General features: G+C 51.3%; 15 protein-coding genes and 1 pseudogene. 1 reads left to right on the forward strand and 15 read right to left on the reverse strand.

Annotated elements, in window-relative coordinates; all coding sequences use genetic code 11:
• Positions 1 to 146: 146 nt before the first annotated feature.
• The 13 genes and pseudogenes from pckA to CLFS41_RS02120 form a co-directional block, all read right to left on the reverse strand.
• On the reverse strand, positions 147 to 1,751 hold the full coding sequence (pckA, locus tag CLFS41_RS02060) for a phosphoenolpyruvate carboxykinase (ATP) (protein ID WP_007864450.1): 1,605 nt from the start codon (positions 1,749 to 1,751) through the stop codon (positions 147 to 149).
• Between the two features lie 107 nt (positions 1,752 to 1,858).
• A complete protein-coding gene (locus CLFS41_RS02065) occupies positions 1,859 to 6,139 on the reverse strand; it encodes a PAS domain-containing protein (RefSeq protein ID WP_045091315.1) in 4,281 nt (1,426 codons plus the stop codon).
• On the reverse strand, positions 6,139 to 6,504 hold the full coding sequence (locus tag CLFS41_RS02070) for an Hpt domain-containing protein (protein ID WP_045091316.1): 366 nt from the start codon (positions 6,502 to 6,504) through the stop codon (positions 6,139 to 6,141). The genes CLFS41_RS02065 and CLFS41_RS02070 overlap by 1 nt, the downstream gene beginning before the upstream one ends.
• Positions 6,505 to 6,506: 2 nt before the next feature.
• A pseudogene (locus CLFS41_RS02075) lies at positions 6,507 to 10,095 on the reverse strand (response regulator).
• Positions 10,092 to 12,293, reverse strand: a complete 2,202-nt coding sequence (locus CLFS41_RS02080; protein WP_045091317.1) for an EAL domain-containing protein — start codon at positions 12,291 to 12,293, stop codon at positions 10,092 to 10,094. Before CLFS41_RS02080 ends, CLFS41_RS02075 begins: the two are co-directional and overlap by 4 nt.
• Positions 12,294 to 12,487: 194 nt before the next feature.
• Entirely contained in the window at positions 12,488 to 13,801 is a 1,314-nt protein-coding gene (gene hisIE, locus CLFS41_RS02085) for a bifunctional phosphoribosyl-AMP cyclohydrolase/phosphoribosyl-ATP diphosphatase HisIE (RefSeq protein ID WP_007864439.1), read from the reverse strand.
• Between the two features lie 11 nt (positions 13,802 to 13,812).
• Positions 13,813 to 14,532 carry a 1-(5-phosphoribosyl)-5-[(5-phosphoribosylamino)methylideneamino]imidazole-4-carboxamide isomerase gene (gene hisA / locus CLFS41_RS02090; RefSeq protein ID WP_007864434.1) on the reverse strand — a complete coding sequence of 240 codons (720 nt, stop codon included), beginning with the start codon at positions 14,530 to 14,532 and terminating at the stop codon, positions 13,813 to 13,815.
• The gene (locus CLFS41_RS02095) at positions 14,510 to 15,511 is read right to left on the reverse strand and encodes a hypothetical protein (protein WP_347467318.1); all 1,002 of its coding nucleotides are present in this window, start codon (positions 15,509 to 15,511) and stop codon (positions 14,510 to 14,512) included. Before CLFS41_RS02095 ends, hisA begins: the two co-directional genes overlap by 23 nt.
• Before the next feature lie 105 nt (positions 15,512 to 15,616).
• The gene (gene hisB, locus CLFS41_RS02100) at positions 15,617 to 16,204 is read right to left on the reverse strand and encodes an imidazoleglycerol-phosphate dehydratase HisB (protein WP_007864412.1); all 588 of its coding nucleotides are present in this window, start codon (positions 16,202 to 16,204) and stop codon (positions 15,617 to 15,619) included.
• A gap of 78 nt (positions 16,205 to 16,282) precedes the next feature.
• Positions 16,283 to 17,572, reverse strand: a complete 1,290-nt coding sequence (hisD, locus tag CLFS41_RS02105; protein WP_007864409.1) for a histidinol dehydrogenase — start codon at positions 17,570 to 17,572, stop codon at positions 16,283 to 16,285.
• Positions 17,569 to 18,240, reverse strand: coding sequence for an ATP phosphoribosyltransferase (hisG, locus tag CLFS41_RS02110; RefSeq protein WP_007864406.1), 672 nt, complete (start codon positions 18,238 to 18,240; stop codon positions 17,569 to 17,571). The genes hisD and hisG overlap by 4 nt, the downstream gene beginning before the upstream one ends.
• Positions 18,241 to 18,276: 36 nt before the next feature.
• Positions 18,277 to 19,542: an ATP phosphoribosyltransferase regulatory subunit gene (gene hisZ / locus CLFS41_RS02115; protein WP_007864403.1), complete on the reverse strand. Its 1,266-nt coding sequence runs from the start codon at positions 19,540 to 19,542 to the stop codon at positions 18,277 to 18,279.
• 111 nt (positions 19,543 to 19,653) lie between these two features.
• Positions 19,654 to 20,217 (reverse strand): XRE family transcriptional regulator, encoded by a 564-nt coding sequence (locus CLFS41_RS02120; protein WP_007864400.1) that lies wholly within the window; start codon positions 20,215 to 20,217, stop codon positions 19,654 to 19,656.
• 248 nt (positions 20,218 to 20,465) lie between these two features.
• On the opposite strand from CLFS41_RS02120, the gene CLFS41_RS02125 reads away from it, so the two are divergent.
• Entirely contained in the window at positions 20,466 to 20,963 is a 498-nt protein-coding gene (locus CLFS41_RS02125; protein WP_007864397.1) for a GNAT family N-acetyltransferase, read from the forward strand.
• Positions 20,964 to 20,998: 35 nt separating this feature from the next.
• Here the strand turns inward: CLFS41_RS02125 and CLFS41_RS02130 are convergent, their stop codons facing one another.
• Positions 20,999 to 21,532: a Holliday junction resolvase RecU gene (locus CLFS41_RS02130; RefSeq protein ID WP_007864394.1), complete on the reverse strand. Its 534-nt coding sequence runs from the start codon at positions 21,530 to 21,532 to the stop codon at positions 20,999 to 21,001.
• A gap of 90 nt (positions 21,533 to 21,622) precedes the next feature.
• The gene (locus CLFS41_RS02135; RefSeq protein ID WP_152648997.1) at positions 21,623 to 22,441 is read right to left on the reverse strand and encodes a GH25 family lysozyme; all 819 of its coding nucleotides are present in this window, start codon (positions 22,439 to 22,441) and stop codon (positions 21,623 to 21,625) included.
• Positions 22,442 to 22,509 lie beyond the last annotated feature (68 nt).

The following is a 22,509-nucleotide window of genomic DNA, read 5'->3' on the forward strand; positions in this document are numbered from 1 at the left end:
CCCCCCCGGAACACAGGTCAATACAGGATTGTGAAAATTATAAAAAAGGCTCTCATCATACAAATAGGGGCAGGATTTTCTCAAATCCTGCCCCAACTGTCGACAAAGAGTCTAATGTCAATATGATAGCTGAAATTTATAACTGATTATAACTGAGGACCTGCGGATACTAATGCTTTTCCTGCTGCATTGCCCTCGTACTTAGCAAAGTTCTTCACAAAACGCTGTGCCAGATCCTGAGCCTTGGTCTCCCACTGGGAAACTTCGCTGTAGGTATCGCGTGGATCAAGGATTGCAGGATCTACGCCTGGAAGCTCGGTAGGAATCTCAAAATTAAAGTATGGAAGCTGCTTTGTAGGTGCCTTGGCAATGGAGCCGTCCAGGATCGCATCAATGATGCCGCGGGTGTCGCGGATGGAGATACGCTTTCCGGTGCCGTTCCAGCCGGTGTTCACAAGGTATGCCTTTGCGCCGCTCTTCTCCATTCTCTTAACAAGCTCCTCTGCATACTTGGTTGGATGCAGTTCCAGGAATGCCTGTCCGAAACAAGCTGAGAAGGTAGGAGTCGGCTCTGTGATCCCACGCTCTGTACCGGCAAGCTTTGCTGTAAAGCCGGACAGGAAGTAATACTGTGTCTGCTCCGGTGTCAGGATGGATACTGGAGGAAGCACGCCGAATGCATCTGCTGACAGGAAGATAACATCCTTTGCAGCAGGAGCAGCGGAAACCGGACGTACGATCTTCTCAATATGGTCGATCGGGTAAGATACACGTGTGTTCTCTGTCACGCTCTTATCATCAAAGTCGATCTTTCCGTCAGCATCAAGGGTAACGTTCTCTAAAAGAGCATTGCGCTTGATCGCATTGTAGATATCGGGCTCAGAATCTTTGTCAAGATTGATAACCTTGGCATAGCATCCGCCCTCAAAGTTAAACACGCCGTTGTCATCCCAGCCGTGCTCATCATCTCCGATGAGAAGACGCTTGGGATCTGTTGAAAGAGTGGTCTTGCCTGTTCCGGAAAGTCCGAAGAAAATAGCGGTATTCTCGCCGTTTAAGTCGGTATTGGCAGAACAGTGCATGGAAGCAATGCCCTTTAACGGCAGGAAGTAGTTCATCATGGAGAACATGCCCTTCTTCATCTCACCGCCGTACCATGTGTTGACAATAACCTGCTCGCGGCTGGTGATATTGAACATGGCGGCTGTCTCTGAATTCAGGCCCAGCTCCTTGTAGTTCTCTACTTTTGCCTTGGAAGCATTGTAAACAACGAAATCCGGCTTAAAGTTCTCCAGCTCCTCAGCGGTTGGCTGGATAAACATATTCTTAACGAAATGAGCCTGCCATGCAACCTCAACAATAAAACGGATTGCCATACGGGTGTCCTTGTTTGCTCCGCAGAATGCGTCTACAACAAACAGTCTTTTGTTGGAAAGTTCTTCCAGAGCGATCTTTTTTACCGTATCCCAGGCTTCCTGGCTGGCCGGATGGTTATCATTCTTATATTCATCAGATGTCCACCATACGGTGTCCTTGGAATTCTCGTCCATGACAATAAACTTGTCCTTAGGTGAACGTCCTGTGTAAATACCGGTCATAACGTTAACGGCACCGAGTTCACTTACCTGTCCCTTCTCATAGCCCTCCAGTTCGGGTTTTGTCTCTTCTTCAAACAACATTTCAAAAGAAGGATTGTAAACAATTTCTGTAGTTCCGGTAATTCCATACTGACTCAAATCAACATTTGCCATCTTTCATTATCCTCTCTTTCATTTTATCGAAATCCTTCTCATTATCTCATTTTGTTAATTAAAAGTCAATATTTAAAAGAGTAAAATCGAAGATAATGTTCGGATATTTATACAATCCCCTTTAACGCACGGCTGAGGACTGTTTTTAGTATCTCCATGTCAATGGGTTTCGCGATATGCGCATTCATCCCCGCATCCAGCGATTCCTGCACATCCTCGGAAAATGCATTGGCTGTCATGGCAATAATGGGTATCTGCCCGGCGTCCTCCCGTTTCATCCTGCGGATGGCCTGGGCGGCCTCATATCCGTTCATCTTGGGCATACGTATGTCCATCAGGACAGCGTCATAGGTGCCAGGGGCCGCGTCCATGAAGGCATTTAATGCCAAAGCCCCGTTCTCCGTCACATCCGAATGCGCCCCCTGCATCTTAAGCAGTTCGCAAAGTATCTCGGCATTGATATCATTGTCTTCAGCGATCAGGAACCTGCGGCCTGCAAATATCTGGTCCGGTGCAGCCACATCATGGCCCGCTCCTGAGGATTCCGTGCCGGCTTCATCCCCGTCCCCATACTCACATTCCAGTTCAACCCTGAATGTAGTGCCCATATGGACCTTGCTCTCAACGGAAATATCCCCTCCCATGAGATCTACCAGTCCCTTGGTAATGCTAAGTCCCAGTCCTGTACCTTCCACCCTCGCCGTATTGCGTGTAAAGGGTTCAAAAATATGGGATAAAAACTCTTCCTTCATACCGATCCCCGTGTCCGACACCGTAAAACGGTAGCGGGCATACCCCTGGGGCCTGACCGGTGTTACTTCCTCTGCCAGGAAATCCACCCTACCCCCTTCCGGAGTAAACTTGACCGCATTGCTGAGAAGGTTTATGAGTATCTGGTTCATACGCAAGCTGTCACCGTAATAATAAGCGTGCTCAATCCCCCTGCTTTGGATGGTAAATGTAAGTCCCGCCGCCTTTGCCTGAGGTTCCATGATGGCGGACAGCTTTTCCAGCAGACCGGACATGGATATCTTCATATGGTTCAGGCTGATCTTAGACTGCTCGATCTTGCTCATGTCAAGGATGTCGTTGATCAGGCTCAAAAGATGGCTGGATGAGACTGATATTTTCTGAAGGCAGTCCTCCACCCTCTCCCGCTCATCCAGATGGGCCTTGGCCAGCATCGTCATGCCCATGATGGCATTCATAGGGGTACGGATATCGTGGCTCATGGTGGAGAGGAAATCACTTTTAGCCTGGCTTGCCTCCCTGGCAACGGACAGAGCCTCCTCAAGGGCGTTCTTCCTTCTGCGCTCCTCTGCCAGCATATCCGTCACATCCGCCCTGACAAGGCACACGGTGCGGTGGTTCTCATCCCCCCACAGCACATTGATCTGCTTATAGCGGATCCCGTCCTCCCCATGGTATGGAAACACAAAATCATACCCACCCGGTTTTAATACGAGCGTCTGCAGAATATATTCCAGGTTAAACTGGTTCAATGCATGATCCCTATCCTCACCAGGATCATACTGCCTTACAAATTTCTCTGTCGCCTTGTCGTAATCGTCAATTTTAAAAGGCGGAAGGTTCTCCAACACGGTCTGGCGTGTATGCATGGTCAGTCGGCCGGTGTACACATCGATGATCCCCACCAGTTCAAAGGTGTATGCCATAATGTTCAGGAATCCCTGCTGCTCCCGCACCGAATCCGTTATATCCGTGCGCACAAGGCAGACTCTGCCCAGGCGAAGGTCTATCTCCGATACTGTCATATTCTTGGTACGGATATCCCGTTTCTCATCCATGATGGAATATGAAAATGTATACGGCCCATCTTTTTCCAGGCGCCTGCGGATCTCACCCGGATCCAGGGAATTAAAAAACTGTTCCCTGTCCTTGGGCACGATCACCTGCCCCAGCATATAGCTGAGATGCCCTGAATGGCATCCTGACCGGCTCGGAAGACAGCTGGAGTTCTCATTACAGGTCAGAACCTTATAGGTGTCCTGCTCCAGGTCCAGGTCTATGACAAAATCGTAGCTGGTCACGGAAAGCTGGTGCAGGATCCTGTCATTGATCACCTGTTCCGTAATGTCCGTCACTGTCAGGATTCCCGTCACATCGCCCGTGTCAGGCGCATCTACCAGATTCACCTTAAACTGTACGTACCGGCCGGTGGTTTCATTGGGCAGCCTGATAAAACACCGGAGTATCTTCTCCGTATCATTCTCCTGGAAGGCTTTCATGGCGGGCGCATTCAGATAAGTATCCAGAAAGAGACGGCGGTCTGCTTCATCTTCCACCAGACCGGCAAGGCCGGTGAAGAAGGTCTCACGGTCATATCCGAAGGATTCCAGAAGATGGGAGTCCGTATGGTCACTGATCTCAATGATCCTGTTACGGGTAATATTGCAGTGGCCCATGACCAGTGCATTGGGATCCGTGGTCCCGTAATGCTGCATCAGCCGTTCCTTAAACTGCGTGCGCAGCTGCTCCTGCTCTTCACGCTCCTTTGTCACATCATGGTAAACCGCATAGAACCGGTTTTCACCGCCCTCACTGCGGAGCATGCTGAGTGTGTTTTTGACCCAGACATAGGTGCCGTCCCCCCGCAGGAGACGGTATACCATCTCAAAGTTGCTTTCACCCTGTTTAATAAACCCTGCTATATCGTCACCCACCTGTTCCCTGTCATCGGGATGGACACCCGACAGGGCATCCTGGCTGTAGAGCGCCCAGGCCTGCTCCAGAGACATACAGGTCAGAGCGGCAAATCCGTCCGACATATATTCAGGAATCATTTTGCCGTCCTTCTCACACCTTACAACGGCAATCCCGCCGGGCAGGTTCTTGATCACGGTCTGGAAATACTCTTCCAGCCGCTCCTTCTCCCTGCGTGTTTTCACCTCCTGGGTCACATCCCGCACATACTTTATATACGCCGGGATCCCATTCCAGTCGCTCTCCTTAAAACGGGTCACGTAAAAGCGGTCTGAGCCCTCCACCCGCATCTCGTGTTCCCGGCCGTCCTCCATATCTGATCCTAAGGTGCAGAACCTGCAGGGACTGTCCTTTCCATGAAGGGCCGCATAACATTTCTGGCCCACACAGTTTTTTGAATCCGTAAAAAGGACTTCATTTTCATTCACATACAGAAGATCATAATTCTCCCTGTCGATCACATAGATGGAATCCGCCATCTCATTGGCAATTGTCTGGAACAGCCGTGTCTCCGCGGACATACCCGTGATCACAAGATAGATCCTTGGGTCTTCATCCAACGGTCCCATATGCCTTCCGCTCATATGGATCCAGACCAGCCGCCCGTCCTTGTGGAGGATGCGGTAAAACACATCCAGCACCATGCCGTTACTGATCGTGTGATCCACAGCGTTTCGGACCCTCTTCTGGTCCGCCTCATAGACAACATCCAGGGCATCTCTCCGGATCAGGGTTTCATACTCATCCCGTGTATAGCCGGCCAGGGCAATGACCCCATCGGAAAGAAAGGATGCTTCATAGACATCCTTTTCTTTCCGGAATATGGCAATGCCTCCGGGAATGGAGTTGATCAGATGGTTCATTTCCATCTGTGTGTTTTTAAGGTCGGAAATGTTGTGGAACACGCAGTGCAGCAAAGGGCATCCCTGGTCTTCGCCGATCCATTTGATCTGTACCCGCACCCATACAATATGCCCGTCCCGATGCTGTTTGCGGAACTCAAATTCATCCACGCCTTTGCTTTGGACCACCTGCAAAGCCCTGGATACCACCATGGCCGTATCCTCTTTATAGGTCATCTCAGCCGCATCCTGCCTGATCATTCCCTGGTATTCTTCCACCGTATAACCGGTTAGTGCCGGAACACCATCTGAAAAATAGACCGTATCAAAGATATCCGACACCCGGTAAATAGCTACACCGCCGGGAATCGCGTTGATGATATCCTCCATCTTCGCCTTGGCGCCGGCCAGTTCCTTTTCCATCCTCACCTGGCTGCTCACATCGTTTAACACCCCGTAGAGCATAAGTTCCCCGCTGTCCTTCTGTTTTGCGGAACCCTCCAGCCGGATCCACTGGTAATCATTTTCCCTGTGATGGAACAGACGGAAAGTATGGGTAAACCTGCCTTTGCTTTGGATCAGCTTGGCCAGCTTTTCCTTCAGGATGCCGGCATCCTCAGGATGGACCCTGTCCCAGTCCAGCATCCGTCCCGAATCCGGACGTTTTTTGCCGGAGCAGCCCAGGATCTCATAAAAAGCAGGGTTGCAGTATCCGGGCAGTATCTGCCCCTCCTTGATCTGACAGATACAAAGACCGCAGGGAAAGCTGTCAAACGCAGTTCCCATATAGCCTTCACAAAAAGAGGTGCCCTCCATTGTCATTACCGCCCTTCTTTTAATCTTGCCCTAAGCTCGTCCACCCGCAAAAACTCTGTTTGAACGATCTGATACAGTGCCCCATAATCCACAGACGCTGTTCCCGCACGCAGAGGCTCCACAACAGCGCAGACCGCGTGAAAAAGAGGTGTCAGCCCCATGTTTCCCACAACCCCTTTCAGCGTATGGGCAGCGGAAAAAGCCTCCTCATAGTCCTGCTTCTCAAGGGCTTCCCCCAGCTTCTCAAGGTTATCATCCTTAAACAGCATGTCCAGGAACTTCATATACATGGCCTCATTTCCCATAAACCTTGCCATGGTGGAGTGGTAATCCGCCCCGTAGGCCTCAAACATTTCCCTGAATCCCCCCATTGTCATGCCTCCTTTCCAAAAATAAAGTCGTACAGAGTCTGGAACAGCCGATCCGGCTCAATGGGTTTTGCCAGATGGGCATCCATGCCCGCCGCCTTACTCTTCTCTATATCATCATCAAACGCATTGGCTGTCATGGCAATAATGGGGATCTCCCCGGCATCCCCGTTGCTCAGATGGCGTATGTTCCTGGCCGTGGTCAGTCCATCCATCAGCGGCATTCTGATATCCATCAGTATGGCATCATAATACCCTTCCGGCGACTTGCTGAACAGCTCCAGGGCCCGCAATCCGTTCTCAGCCGTATCCACCTTAAATCCCTTATCCTCCAGCAGCATCACGGCCACTTCCGTGTTGATCATATTGTCCTCTGCCAGCAGCACGCGTTTGCCTGTAAAGTCGTACTCCGATGACTCAGGCTGGCGGTCCTGTTCTTCCTTTTCCCCCCAGGGCCCTGGTAAAGGCTGATATCAGCGATGACTTGAACATGGGCTTGCTCATCAGCAGGTTCACTCCTGCCAGCTTTGCCTCGTGTTCAATGGTGACCCAGTCATAAGCTGTCATGATGATAATGGTCACATCCGGTCCCACAATACCCCGTATGCGGCGTGCCGTCTCAATCCCATCCATCTCCGGCATTTTCCAGTCTATGAGAATCATGTCAAAATATTTCCCATCGGTCCACAGATCACTTACACGTTTCACCGCCTTGCGCCCGCTGTCCACCCACTCCGCCTTGACCCCCATCTCCTCCAGGGTTACAATGGCGCTCTCACACACAGCCACGTCATCATCCACCACCAGGGTTTTCAGATGGGAGAAGTTATAGGTGGTCTTCTTTTTATTGTGGCGCAGCTTTTCTTCCTCCGTAATGCCCAGTTTCACATCCACCGTAAACTCAGTGCCGATTCCTTTGATGGAGCGCACAGTGATCTTTCCGTCCATCATATCCACAATGTTTTTAGAGATAGCCAGCCCCAGCCCGGTACCTCCGTACGGCGCTGTGGTGCCTGTGGATTCCTGTGAAAAAGGCTCGAAGATATGGGGAAGGAACTCCTCGCTCATACCCACTCCTGTGTCGTTTACAATGAACCGCAAAACAGCGTCATTTTTCGTTCTTCTGTGCAGCGCGGCAGACAGCGTAACCTTTCCGCCTTCATTGGTAAACTTAATGGCGTTGCTCAGGATATTAATCAGCACCTGCTGCAGCTTCATGGCATCGCCAATATAGTAATCATCCAGCACCGGGTCCAGGATGCATTCATAGTCCACTCCCCTGGCAGCGGCCTGGGCATAGCAGATGGAATTGATGCCGTTAAGGAATTCATCCGTGGGGATCTTCTCGCTCTTTAACAGCATTTTCCCGCTCTCGATCCGGCTCATATCCAGGATATCATTGATCAGGGAAAGCAGGAATCTGGAAGATATTCCGATCTTGGAGATGCAGTCCTCCACCTGTTCATCATCCCCAATGGACCTGGCCGCTATGGTACTCATGCCGATAATGGCGTTCATAGGCGTCCTTATCTCATGGCTCATCCTGGACAGGAAATCAGATTTAGCTGCATTGGCCTGTTCCGCGGCAACCAGCGCCGCTGCCAGGTCCTCCTTCTGCCGCTGCTCCTTGCGGACCACGTCCGTCACATCTGTGCGCACTACCCCAACCCGCCCTAAGTCCTGGTTAATATAAAACACCTTAAACCGCTTGATCCTCTGGACTCCGTGTTCATCCCTCATCTCCACAATAAAATTGTACATATCATGAAGAGCCAGCTGCCTTTGCATATAACCGAAATCCATCTTTTCCAGGTATTCGTTCCCGGCCTCCTGGTCCATATACCGGCTGGCCACATTGCGGATCTCCTCCTGGAAATATCCCTGCCTCGCCACGGTTGCCTTCTGGCTGCCGCAAAAGGATATGGGGTGGTGTGTGCCTTTATGGATATCGATCTCAGTTATGATATCATAATCCAGCTCCGCAATCTTATAGAGGAGCTGCTCCTGAAGTTTTTTCTCAGTGATATCAAAGGTGTAGAAAAATGCAATGATATCCCCTGTTCCAGGATTCAGGCATACCCTGAAGCTGGTATTGCTCCAAAAGGCCCCGCCATCCCTGCCTCTGCGCAGGAAATCAAAATGATAATCTGTTTTGCCCGAAGCAAAATCCGACAGCACCTTTTCTCTGCGCATGGCGCGCAGGATATCCTGTCCGTACTTGGCATCCACAGCGGAGGCCGACAGATTCTCAATGGTCTGTTCATAGGTATCCCCCACCTTGGCAATGGATGCCTCGGCTGTGGACAGATAACTCTCCAGATAATTCCTGGTAATATTGATCCTTCCCTGGATCAGTCCACCCTCTGTGGACAGCTCCGCAAAATAAGTCAGTTCATTCTCATACAGTTCCCTGACCCGCTCCTGCACCTGCTTCTCATCCGTGATGTCCACAAACACACAGTAAAAATACTGTTCTCCGTCTTCCCCGGTGAACAGCTGCGCTTTGATCGATATCCATTTTACACCGCCGTCCTTGCACACCAGGCGGTTTTCGTTGCGGATGGTATTCCCGTGCTCCAGCTGGGAGCGCAGCTTTCCCTCCATCACCGCCAGATCCTCCGGCCAGATGACCGCAGACATGCGGTTTCCCATGGCTGCAAATTCCTGACGGGTGTATCCTATAAAGTCAAACAATCCATCATTGGCATCAATGACGGAAAAATCAGCATCAAACCGGCAGCGGAATACGGCTCCCGGAATATTATTATAGATGTGGAGTATCTCCTTCTGTGCCTGCTTCTGGGCTGTAATATCGCTGCATACCGATGTGATGGCAGGCCGGTCGTCCTCTGAAACAGTCTTATGCCCTACATCATGGACCCAGATATAGGATCCGTCCTTTTTGCACATCCTGTATTCCACCGCATACTCTTCCCCTATGTCCAGCTGCTCTGCCATCAGCTGCTCCACCATGGCCCGGTCCTCAGGATGGATACAGTTTGCAAACTGTCCGCGGATCGCGTCCGTAAATTCCTTCTCATCCCCGTATCCCAGATATTCCAGCATCCTGCGGTTAATGAAATAAAAGGGGAACCCGTCCCCCACATAATACCCCAGCATACCGCCTGCAAATGCCTCGTTAAGAAGTTCCTGCCGCTGTCTGGCAATATTTTCCATCACCAGGGTCTGGGGATAGTGTTCCCCTTTTCCCTGGCTGCTGCTGGGTTCTGAAAAGTTCAGATCACAGACCAGCCACCGGCCCTTTTGCTGTTTTAACACAAAAAAGCAGCGCAGATGCCAGGCATATACGGAGTTCTTCAGGCTGAAGGCTGCTGACATGACATATACGTTTTCCCCCAGCTGCTGCTCATTAAGAACCGAAAAATCCACCTGGAAGGGTTCCGGTATCTCCCTTATATCCTCCCTCAGGTATCGGGCCATATCCTCCCTGCCATCCGCATACTCCTGTTCGCCGGTTCCCACAAAGTGTATGTCATCTGCCAGGAACTCCTCGGCCAGCCCCGCATCCCTCAGTTCAAACCAGCAGCGGCAGAACTGCCGGATCGTCTGATTCCCACTGTTCGGATTACTCATACTGTTTCCTCTTTCCACAAGCCGCAGCTCTCCTTGTTTGTATTTTTCTCAGAAGCTTCCGGTTTCCTGCGTTTTGACTGTTCCTGCAGCCGCGTGCCGGGCTGTGTCAGCGCCACGCCGGCAGATGCATAAAACAATACGCTGCGCTGTATCCGTTTGGACAGGCTCTGCATCAGGTGGGGTTTGCATATAAAATCATCCGCCCCCAGTTCCAATGCCATGTTTTCCAGTTCCGGGTTGGACAGGGCCGTGGTTATGATGGGAAGGTTCCACAATTCCTTGTCCCGCTGGATGGTTTTCAGCACCTGAAAACCATCTGTATCCGGAAGTGTTATGCTTAAAACAATTGCCGCTATCCCCCTGTGGTTCTTTATGTATTCCAGGGTATCATCACAGGTGGCGGTCCCCACCACCTGGTAATGCCCCTTGAATGCCTGTTGCACAGACTCCCGATAAACCGGGTCCTCGTCCGCCACCAGCAGCACGGGCAGTTCCTCCCCGGAGCAAGTCTCCTCCTCCGGTATCTGAAGCCCGCTTTCCTTATGAGCGGCCAGAAGGGCCTCAAAATCCTTGCAGGGCATGGGCCTTGCAAAGTAATATCCCTGTACAAAATCACATCCCAGCTCACTGAGCCTGAGCAGCTGTTCCTTGGTCTCCACGCCTTCCGCCACCACTCCCAGGTCCATCCAGCGCGCCAGGTTGATGATAAACTGAAGGATTCCCTGGCTCTTGGGCTTGGCCATCTCGTTATGGATAAATTTGATGTCCAGCTTCAGGATATCGATGGGCATGTCATTGAGCATATTCAGGGAGGAGTATCCGCTTCCGAAATCATCCATCTCAATAACAAAGCCCTGTTCGCGCAAAAGGGTCACTGTATCGATGATCTGCTTTGGGTTTTCCGTATAAGCGCTCTCTGTGATCTCCAGATGAAGGCGGGAAGGGGAAAGTCCGTATCGTTCAACGATCTGGATCAGGGTGGACACAAGGTCCTCATTGTAAATATCCGCCCTGGAAACATTCACAGACACGGATATGGGATAATATCCCCGGTCATCCCAGGAACGGATGGCGGCACAGGCCTTATCCCACACAAACTGGTCCAGTTTTGTGATAAAACCATTCTTCTCAAACAGAGGGATAAACTCTGCCGGGGATAAAAAGCCCCACTCCGGGTGGATCCACCGGACCAGCGCCTCCGCTCCTATAAGGTTCTCATCCCTGATCCTGTACTTTGGCTGGAGATAGACCAGGAATTGGTTCCGGGCCAGGGCCGTCTCCATGCTGTCCGTAATGGCCTGTTCCCTCAGCAGCTGGTTGCGCAGGGTATCGTCATAGATCGCAAAAAACTTGCCGTACTGGCCTTTGACGCTCCTGGCAGCCAGAAGGGCCCTGTCGCACATCTGCTCCACGGAAACCATGCGGTCCTCCACATAGTAGATGCCCCATTTCATCACAATGTTGTGGACCTCCAGCAGCTCATTGGTCTGGATATTGGCTTCCATGAACATATCGTTGGTATACTCCCATTTGTGCTCTATCATGCAGGCAAACTGGTCTGAATTCAGGCGGCCGCAGATTCCCCTGCCGCCCAGATTCTCCTCGTATGCCTTTCCAATCCCGCACAGCAGGCGGTCGCCTGTCTTCACTCCAAACACATCATTAATCAGCTTGAAATTCTCAATATCGGAACAAACAATGTCATAGTGGGTATCAGGGTTTCGCAGCAGGACGTTTCTCACCTGCTCATAGAAAAACTCCTTGCTGTACAGTCCGGTCAGCCGGTCATACTGCATCAGGTTGATCATGGCGGCTGTTTCCCGCAGCCGGATAATACCTGCCACGCGGTGCAGGATGATCTGAGGCTTATAAGGTTTAGCCACAAAATCCGTTGCCCCATGGGACAAAGCGGCAACCTCATCCGACTCGGCGTCATTTTGTGTTGTTACAATAACGGGAATGGAGGAATAAGCGGGATCTGCTTTCATGATTGAGAGAAAGGTGTAGCCATCCATAACCGGCATGATAATATCCAATAAAATAAGGGAAATCCCTTCTCCGTACTGTTTTAATATATCAAGGGCCTCCTGGCCGTTTTCCGCCTCCACAACATCATAATCTTCGGACAGAATCTGGCACAACAGGCTTCGGTTGAGCATATTGTCTTCCACAACCAAAATCTTTTTTCGTGAAAACATAGCTTTACTCCTCTTCTTTAGGATGAAAATACTGGCAAATATACTATTTATTCTATCATAGCAGGCTGAAAAACTCAATGATTCCTTTTGTTTCCGATCAGGGACAATGCCTATCTGTAAAAAGTGCCTGCCCGGGAAGGAAACTCCGGGCAGGCACTGATTAAAAGATGGATGGAGCCATTCTGTTTTTTATTCTACCGGTTAGCCAGCTCCTCCGTTATCTCCTCCCAGGAGATTCCCCTGTCAGCCATAAGCACCATCATATGGTAGAGAAAATCCGATATCTCATACTTGATCTCCTCAGGGTTGGGATTCTTGGCCGCTATGATGATCTCAGTGGCCTCCTCCCCCAGTTTTTTGAGGATCTTGTCAATACCTTTGTCAAAGAGATAATTGGTGTAGGATCCCTCCTTCGGATGTTCCTTCCGGTCCAGGATCACACCGTACACATCCTCAAACACCTTTAAGGGGTTTGTCTCCTTGTATTCCTTTTCAGCCAGGGTGGTAAAGAAACAGGTCCTGCTTCCCGTGTGGCAGGCGCCGCCGATCTGCTTGACCGTGGCCAGGATCGTGTCATTGTCACAGTCCAGCTTCAGGGATTTCACATACTGGAAATGTCCGCTGGTCTCTCCCTTCAGCCACAGTTTCTGCCGGCTTCTGCTGAAATATGTCATCTTTCCCGTGGCAAGGGTGGCCTCATAGGATTCCTCGTTCATATACGCCATCATCAGCACTTCCGAGCTTTTATGATCCTGCACGATCACAGGAACCAGCCCATCGCTGTTCAGCTTAAAATCCTTCCACGCCACCGTGCTCTCAAAGGTATCTGTCTCAATACCGGCTCCCTTGAGCATCTGCTTCATCTCCATGCAGGTATCCATGGATTCCTCTTCCAGGGTGAGGATGGCCCCCTTGACCAGAGGGCAGCCAAAATGGATCTTAAGTTCCCCCGCCATGTCCTGGACAGACTGGTGGCCTCCGCAAAAGATCAGGGCTTCATGCCCGCTCTCCCCAATCTCCCCCAACTCCTGAAGGGAAGGTACCTGGGCCGAGGTTTTAAGGATCATCACCGAGGCGCCCAGCTGCGCATATTCCTCCGCCTGGGGAATATATGTAATATCCGGAAGGTATGCATAGATCTTCTCGCTGCCGAAACGGTCCGCAGCCTCCTTCATCATGTCCACATTGTCCTCCCGGCTCACATCCAGGAATACGGCGCTGGCTCCGGCGTAGAGATACTTCTTTACGTCCTCCAGCCTTCTCACACGGCCTCCTGCCAGGATCGGTTCATCCACGGTTCTGGCAGTCTCCTTTATCAGACCGATCACCGCCTCGTGATCCTCATCATTCTCAGAATGATCATAGAGCAGCACCTGGTCGGCCCCGTTGTCACAGCCGGTCCTTGCCAGGTCCGTAAGGGGTTTCCCATATTCCGCCTGTCCGTTCCAGGAATAAGCCTTTCCTTCCTTTATGCCAAATCCCAATATCAGCTTCTTATAATCTGTCATTTGAGTATCTCCTAGTTTTCGTAGAGTCTGACTGCTTCCTTCAGGTCGATTCTGTTTTCGTAAAGAGCTTTTCCAATAATGGCTCCCCTGATCCCTGCCTCATGCAGATCCTGAAGGTCCTTCATACAGGATACCCCGCCGGAGGCTATGATGTCAAGTCCCGTATCCTCTGTCAGCTGCCTGGTTGCCTCCACATTGGGACCTGACAGCATACCGTCCCTGGATATATCCGTATATACAATATGCCGGACTCCAAATTCCTTCATCTTTATGCAGAGATCCCGGGCGGTTACGGCGCTGACCTTTTCCCAGCCCTCCACCGCCACCATGCCGTCCCTGGCATCCACGCCAGCCACAATGGCATCCTCCCCGAACTTTTCCACCATGTCCTTTAGGAATTCCGGATGGGTAGCCGCCTTGGTTCCAATGATTACGCGCCTTACCCCCAGGTCCAGCATACTGCGCACCGCCTCCTCCGAACGGATGCCTCCTCCGATTTCAATAGGGATGGTTACGCTGTCCACGATCTTCTGAATGGCCTTTGCATTGACCGAGTGCCCTGCCAGCGCTCCGTCCAGGTCCACCAGATGCAAAAAGGTGCCTCCCTGAGCCTGCCACCAGGCGGCCACCTTCCATGGCGCATCGGAATACACGGTAATATCCTTAAACCCGCCCTGCCTTAAGCGTACACACTGTCCGTCCTTCATGTCAATTGCCGGATATAGCTGCATATGAATCTCCTCTTTCCTCTTCTTTTAAACGGATCTTAAGATCCTGATTCAACTTTTCCAAATATTGCCCAGTCCTTCTGCCGCCGGCCGCAATATGGGCGTAGCCATCCTCTGTGACAATAATCACAAGCCCTCCTGTATTCTCCACCCTGCTGATCCTGGTGTAAGGGATCACATCAAATGCATAAGCCGCAGTTATGACAAAATGCTCCGTCAGGTAAATGCCTGCTCCCTTTGCATATTCCTCTGTGCAGGCCAGTTCCCGGTCCGCTGCCAGAAGTTCACCGCCCCTTCCTGAAAGCCGCCTTCTCTGGGCGCCCAGACGCCTGAAATACAAGATCATGTAAATGCCCCCGGCAGCGGCCATAAGAAACGGCAATACATAAAACAGGATTGCACGGGGATACTGCTCCAAATACGTTCTTGGAACCGTGTCCAGGTAATATCCGCCCACAATTTCCGACAGGTCCTCCATTGTAATGGGAATCTGTGATTCCGACCACAGCCGGCTGTAGGATTCCCTGGCATATCCCAGAAGTTCCGGCACCACAGGCTCCCCATATCCGTACACGGCCACGGCCGGGGGCTGCTTGGCCCCGGCGTCCCCATATGTATACTCCATAAGGGCCATCAGTTCTTTTGGAAGTTCTCCCCTTACGGAAATGATGTAGGGGCGGAACATAAAATCAAAGCCGAAATAATAGTCATCCGCCTTCTTCACATGTTCCGCAAAGCTGTCTGTCAGGTACTGGAGTTTTACATAGCTGTATCCCGCCGGTTGGTCAGATTGAAAGGGTACCGGCTGGTTTAACTCTTCCCTGTACCTCTCCCTTAGATCCCCATCCAAAAGAAGGCAGGCCAGGGCAGAAGACAATCCCAGGATGAGGAGCACTGCGCCAGCCAAAAGTCTTATATCCCTGTATCTCAGATGATTCATTTTCCTGGATAGGGAAGGTATCCCCGTTCCCTGTTTTCCCAATTCCATCCCTCCCCCAAAGCCCATCCAAGCAGTACTCATATGCATGCGGACGGTACTCATATGTAAGCAAACGGTACTCTGGTGCGGGCGAACGCCCGGTCCCTCCTACAAGCTGCCCTTGGTGGACAGCACGCCTGTCAGTCTGGGTTCCGCCGCAACCGCCCCGTCCAGGGCCTTTGCAAAAGCCTTAAAGGCCGCTTCAATGATATGGTGGTTGTTCATCCCCGACAGCTGCTTAACATGCAGGTTCATCTCAGCCGCATAGGACACCGCATAAAAAAATTCCCGCACCATCTCTGTCTCCAGGTCCCCCACCTTTTCCCTGTCCAGGTTCAGGTCATAGACCAGATAAGGTCTTTTACACAGGTCCAGGGCGCACAGCACCAGGGATTCATCCATGGGAAGGATCTGGTAACCGTAGCGCACAATTCCTTTTTTGTCCCCCACCGCCTGCCGGATGGCCTGGCCCAGCACGATTCCGGTATCCTCTACGGTGTGGTGGGTGTCCACCTCCAGATCCCCCTCCACGGTCACGGACAGGTCAAAGAACCCGTGCCGCGCAAAACTGTTTAACATATGGTCAAAAAACCCGATCCCTGTGTGAATGTCCCCTGTTCCGCTTCCGTCCAGGTTCAGGGTCATATGGATCTTTGTCTCATTTGTATTCCTTACGATCTCAGCTATCCTATCCATGTCTTCTGTCTCCTCTTAAGGATATTTGCCCTCAGCGGACAAGGGGGGACACACGCCCCTTGTCCGCTGAGGGTATGGTCACTCAAAACGCACCCGTACGGAGTTGGCATGGGCCGTCAGATGTTCGGCCTCTGCAAAAAGTTCAATCTCCTTATGTGCTTTTTCCAGGGCTTCCCTGGAATAGTAGATGATGCTGGATTTCTTGATAAAATCATCCACTCCCAGGGGTGAAAAGAACTTGGCCGTACCATTGGTGGGCAGGATGTGGTTGGGACCTGCAAAATAATCCCCCAGCGGCTCGGAACTGTATTCACCGATAAAGATGGCGCCTGCATTCTGAATCTTTGTCATGACCTCAAACGGATTCCTGGTCACGATCTCCAGGTGCTCCGGCGCAATACTGTTGGATGCCTCCACTGCCTTTTCCATGGATTCCGCCACCAAAATATATCCGTAATTGTCCAGGGACTTGCTGATGATCTCACTTCTGGGAAGCACCTTTAAGAATCCCTCCACCTCCAGGGACACCTTCTTGGCCAGATCCATGCTGGTGGTCACCAGGATAGCGCTGGCCAGTTCATCGTGTTCTGCCTGGCTTAATAGGTCCGCTGCAACAAACCGCGGGTTGGCGCTGTCGTCCGCGATCACCAGGATCTCGCTGGGTCCCGCAATGCTATCAATGCTCACATGGCCGTATACCGCCTTTTTGGCCAGGGCAACGAAGATATTGCCCGGTCCAACGATCTTATTCACCCTTGGGATGGACTGGGTCCCGAAGGCCAGGGCTGCAACTGCCTGGGCGCCTCCCACCTTGTACACCTGGGTGGCACCGGCCAGATGGGCGGCTGTCAGGGTCACAGGGTTCACCTTTCCATCCTTACCCGGAGGTGTCACCATAACGATCTGTTTCACTCCCGCCACTTCCGCAGGAATGATGTTCATCAGCACGGAAGACGGATAGGCGGCTTTTCCGCCAGGCACATATACGCCCACGCTTTCCAGGGCGGTCACCTTCTGGCCCAGGATGGTCCCGTCAGGCTTTGCGTCAAACCAGCTGTTCCTTTTCTGCTTTTCATGATAACTGCGGATATTCTCCATGGACTGTTTCATCACGTCCAACAGCCCTGCATCCACCTGCTCCATGGCTTCCTGTATCTCCGCCTCCGTCACCCGGATACCGGAAGCGTCCAGATAAGCATGGTCAAACTTTGCCGTGTACTCAAACACGGCTTCGTCCCTGCGGTTTCTCACATCATTAACAATGGCTTCCACGGTTTGGGTATAGCTGTCATAATTGTTGGGATCCCTTTTTAACATATCCGCCAGGATATTTTCCATGGATCGATCATCTAAGGTTATGATTCTCATTCTGCTTTCTCCTCCTTATGAGCGCATGAATCCTTCAGTATGGCCTGGAAATCCTTGATTATCCTTGTAATGCGCTCATTCTCCGTCTTCATGCTCACCTGGTTCACCACCATGCGGGCGGACAGGCTGCACACTTCCTCCAACACTGCCAGGCCGTTTTCACGCAGGGTTGAGCCGGTCTCCACAATGTCCACGATCACCTCGGACAGCCCTACAATGGGGGCCAGTTCAATGGAGCCCCCCAGCTTGATGATCTCCACGGTCTGATACTTCTGGTTGTAGAAATAATCCTTTGCTATATTAGGGTACTTGGTGGCAACCCGGATCAGCTCGTGGTGCTTCAGGCTCTCCCTGGCCGACTCGGGACCGCATACGCACATCCTGCATTTCCCCACTCCCAGGTCCATGACCTCGTAGAGCTTGCGGCCCTCCTCCAGTATGGTGTCCTTTCCCACAATGCCGATATCGGCGGCTCCGTACTCCACATAGGTGGGCACGTCACTGGCCTTGGCCAGGAAAAACCGGATCCCCAGCTCTTCATTTACAAATATCAGCTTCCTGGAATCCTTATCCTTCATCTCATCACAGGAAATGCCGATCTCCTCAAATAATTCCATGGCCTTCCTGGCCAGTCTGCCTTTTGCTAACGCTACCGTTAAATATCTCATCTGTTCTCACCAGTCCTTACATTCATCAATCCCGTGTCACTCATACGCGGAAACAGGAATCTCATCCGCGCTGTGGTTCACCATGTCCATGGCCGTGACCACCAGGCCCTCCCCCTTTAAATACAGGAGGTTTCTCATATGCCGCTGTGCTGCCATGGCCTTATAATCCTCGATCTCCTTGTCCGGGCGCCGCTTCATGGACTGGACAGCCAGACCCTTGTCCTTAAAGTACCTGCCCAGCCGTATGGCATTGTCCCTGGCGGACGCCTCGTAGAGGATCACGGTATTCACCAGCGTCACCGGGGTGTCGATCTGCTGTCTGGACAGGGCTGCCATAAGCTGGTCCACCACAATGACAAATCCCACGGCCGGGGTATCCTTTCCAAACTGCACCAGCAGTTTGTCATAGCGCCCGCCTGTGACGATATAATCACCTGTCCCATATGTATATGCTTTGAAAATGATCCCCGTGTAGTAATGGTATTTGCTGAGCATACCCAGGTCATACGTCACATAACCGGCCAGCCCATAGCTTTCCAGAATGTGGTGCACCTGCTCCAGCCGTTCAATGGCGGCCAGGGCGCATGGGTTGGCTGTCAGTTTCTTTGCCTCCATGATCTGCTCCAGGGAGCCAAACAATTCCGGGAGTTTTAAGAACACCTGCTTTAATCCCGGGTCGATCCCCTGGTTCTTTAACAGCTCCTCCACCCCAAAATCGTTCTTGTTTTCAATGAGCTGATTCAGCTCCTCCTCCACATCCCCGTTTAACCCGGCTTCCTCCAGAAGGCTTCTGTAGAATGCCACCTGGCCCAGCTCCACCTGAAACTCCTTTAATCCGGCCGCTTTCAGGCTGTCTATGACCATGGCGATCATCTCCGCATCTCCGTCCGCGGAGTCATCTCCGATCAGCTCCACCCCGGTCTCCGCCCGCTCTTTCAGCCGTCCCTGGTAGCTGCTGTTGTTCTTAAAGGTCCGTTCCAGATAACAGAGCCGCAGGGGCATGGTATCATCCATAAAATATTTGGCCACACACCTTGCCACTGCCGGAGTCATATCCGGCCGCAGCACCAGGGTACTGTTGTCCCGGTCAAAAAACTTAAACATCTCACGGTCGGAAACACTTCCCCTGTCCTTGCTGAATATGTCAAAATATTCAAAACTCGGGGTCTGGATATGCTCATATCCATAGAGATAGAATGTATTCAATATCTTATCCTGTACTGCCAGCTTCTTTCTGCATTCCGCATTGTAGCTGTCCCTCACACCCTCCGGTGTGTGGATCAAACGGTTATTTCCTGCCATAATGATTCATCCTTTTTTATTGATATTGTGTTTTTACTTCTATGTAGTAAAGTGCTAATTCGGTAACGTGATTGTTCCATTATAGGGGATAATGGAGTGATTGTCAATATTTCATTTTTGTCTTCCGTAGAATATGATCATGCTCAGCTGTGCCTGGGAATCTCCCATGTTCCAGTAGCCATGGGGCACATCCGCCTTAAACCGTATGGAATCCCCCTCAGACAGCTCCCAGCGCCGACCATTGGCCTCAATCCCCACATTTCCCCGGAACACTGTGATAAATTCTTCCGTTCCCGCCAGATGGGGCTGGGCACAGAGCTTCCCCTCCGGCTCTATGACGATCCTGTACGTCTCAAACATTTTCCTGTCATCAAAGGGGAATATGGGATAATTCACATACCCTCCCCCGTCTTCCCGGATGGGGAGGATGTCCTGTTCCCGCACCACGGTCATCTCCTCCATACTGGTTTCAATGAGGGAGGAAAATGAAACCTTATAGCCATTGGCAATTTTCCAAAGCACGGAAATGGTAGGATTTACATCCCCCTTCTCAATTTGGGCCAGCATGCTTCTGGACACTCCGGTAACCCCGGCAGCCCCGTCCAGGGTCAGCTTTTTCTCCTCCCTCAGGCGCTTGATGTTCCGGCCTACTTCCAGATTAATATTAATATCCATAAACTCCTCCAAACAGTCTTTTTGCTTGACATTATGTTGGACTAATAGTACAATATAGTAGATTCCAATATATTGGACGGTATGTCTTATTATAGTATACTTTTATTTCCAATTCAGGTCAATCATTATGTAAAATGTATGTTCAAAATCTCCTGGTACTCAGATTTGCGAGATGATTTTCTGTCAGCCGCAGAGATGGGTGCAGGTGAGACTCCAAGCGTACACCAAATGGACAGGAGGAAAAACAGATGGAATTCAGATGTTCCCAAAGTACGGAGATCGATAGGTGCTGGGAGATCATACAGGAAGCGCGTCAATACCTGAAGGATCAGGGGATCGACCAGTGGCAGAACGAATATCCCGACAGGAATTCGGTGGCCGGGGATGTGATGAAAGGAAACGGATATGTCATAACGGAGAACGGCCGTATCATAGGTTACGCATGTATTTCCTTTGACAAGGAAGAATGTTATGAGACCCTGAGAGGAACCTGGAAAAGCATTCAGCCCTACGGTGTCATCCACAGGCTGGCCATTGGCAATTCACACAAGGGAAAGGGCCTGGGATCCCTTATGCTGCACCGGGCGGAAGAGCTGTGCAGGTCCAGGGGAATCCACAGCATCAAGATCGACACGGACCAGGACAATGGCGCCATGAGACATCTGCTGGAAAAGAACGGATATGAATACTGCGGCGTGGTCACCTTTGACAACAGTGATAAGATCGCCTTTGAAAAGCTGATCTGATCCATTAAACATGGCAAAGACCCGGTCCGGGAACATCAGTTTCTCCGGTCCAGGTCTTTTTGGATCTCCTCCAAATAGTGCACCAGCATATCCCTGTAGGTACGTATCCGCCACTGTTTGTCCACTTCATCATATGTAAAGCTTTTTCGCCCTCCCGCCTCCATCCGTTCCCAGAAAGCAAGCACCTGGTCAAAGGGAAGATAATACATCTCATTCATTCCCGTGTAGTACAGGATGATGAAGGAGATCCCTCCCTGTTCCTCAAACTCCTTCATGAACTGGATCTGGTGGGGGTGTATGTTCTGAAGGGGAAATGTCTTTGCCGCGCATTCCTTGGCGTCAAAACACACCGGGATCCCCTGCACGGTGCCGATATAGTCCACCGTACTCTTTTGGTCAAAGTACGCCAGGGTAATGTGCCTGCTCGCCTTGTCTATCTCAATGGGGGTAATGGGAGTGGGTATCTTCTGGATCAGCGCCAGATGCTTTTCCCTGTAGCTGTCATTGGTATGATTGATCAGATCCTCCAGGGTAGACCCCCTCAATCCCCTTGTATTCCATGTTCCCATGCTGCATGTTCCTTTCCGTCTGTTTCTGGAACAAGTATATCAGAACATCTGTTTTTTCACAAGTCCGGCACCATATAGTTTTCTTTCACCTTAACTCCCAGCCTTTGTTACAGGCTTACCCGTCTGCACAAACTGTTCCCACTGCTCTTTACTTCCCGCAAACACGTTCAGATCAATAAATTTCTCCTGACCGGAATATCCCTTAAGCCTTCCCCTATTTGCGTACTGCCAGAACGTCCACTCTCTGTCGGTCTTAGGTCTGCGGACCACATTGCGGATCCAGAGGGGATACGCTTCAAATCCGCCTTCCAGGTACATTTCATAGGTTTCCTCCGTAGCGTAGATGACCGGAGTCACTCCATAATGCTCCCCCAACATCTCCAGCATGAGTTCCAACTGTTCTGCCGCCTGGCTGACAGGGGGAGGATTGGATCTCTTATCCCCGTAAAACTCAAAATCCACCACAGGCGGAAGCATTCCTTCCCGCTTTCCCACGGTCTGGATAAAATTCTGTGCCTGACTCTCTGCCGGGCTGTCAAAACTGAAAAAATGGTAAGCGCCTGTATACAGACCTGTCCTGGCCGACTCCTCCCAGTTTTCCTCAAAGCGCGGATCCCTATGGCGGCTCCCCTCCGTGGCCTTTATATACGCAAAGGAAATGTCCTGGGCGCTGAGCACGGACCAGTCAATATCCCCCTGGTAGTGGGACACATCAACTCCGCGTACCGAATAAGTTCCGGCCCCGGGGCGGTTGAGGAGAAACCATCCGTTCATCACCCCATAATAAAAAATACCGCCGCACACCGACAGGACCACTGCCACGCAGAGAATAGACCGCAGGTATCCGGCCCCTTTCCCTGCCCATGTGCTATGGCTACCATTCTTTTGTTCCATCCTGTCTCTCCCCATACGATCTCTCCCCCTACTGCCCTTTTACATCCACGATCCTTACATACCGTCTTAATGGGTATTCTCCG

This window comes from Clostridium sp. FS41, assembly GCF_000954015.1.
GTDB classification, from domain to species: Bacteria; Bacillota; Clostridia; order Lachnospirales; family Lachnospiraceae; genus Enterocloster; species Enterocloster citroniae.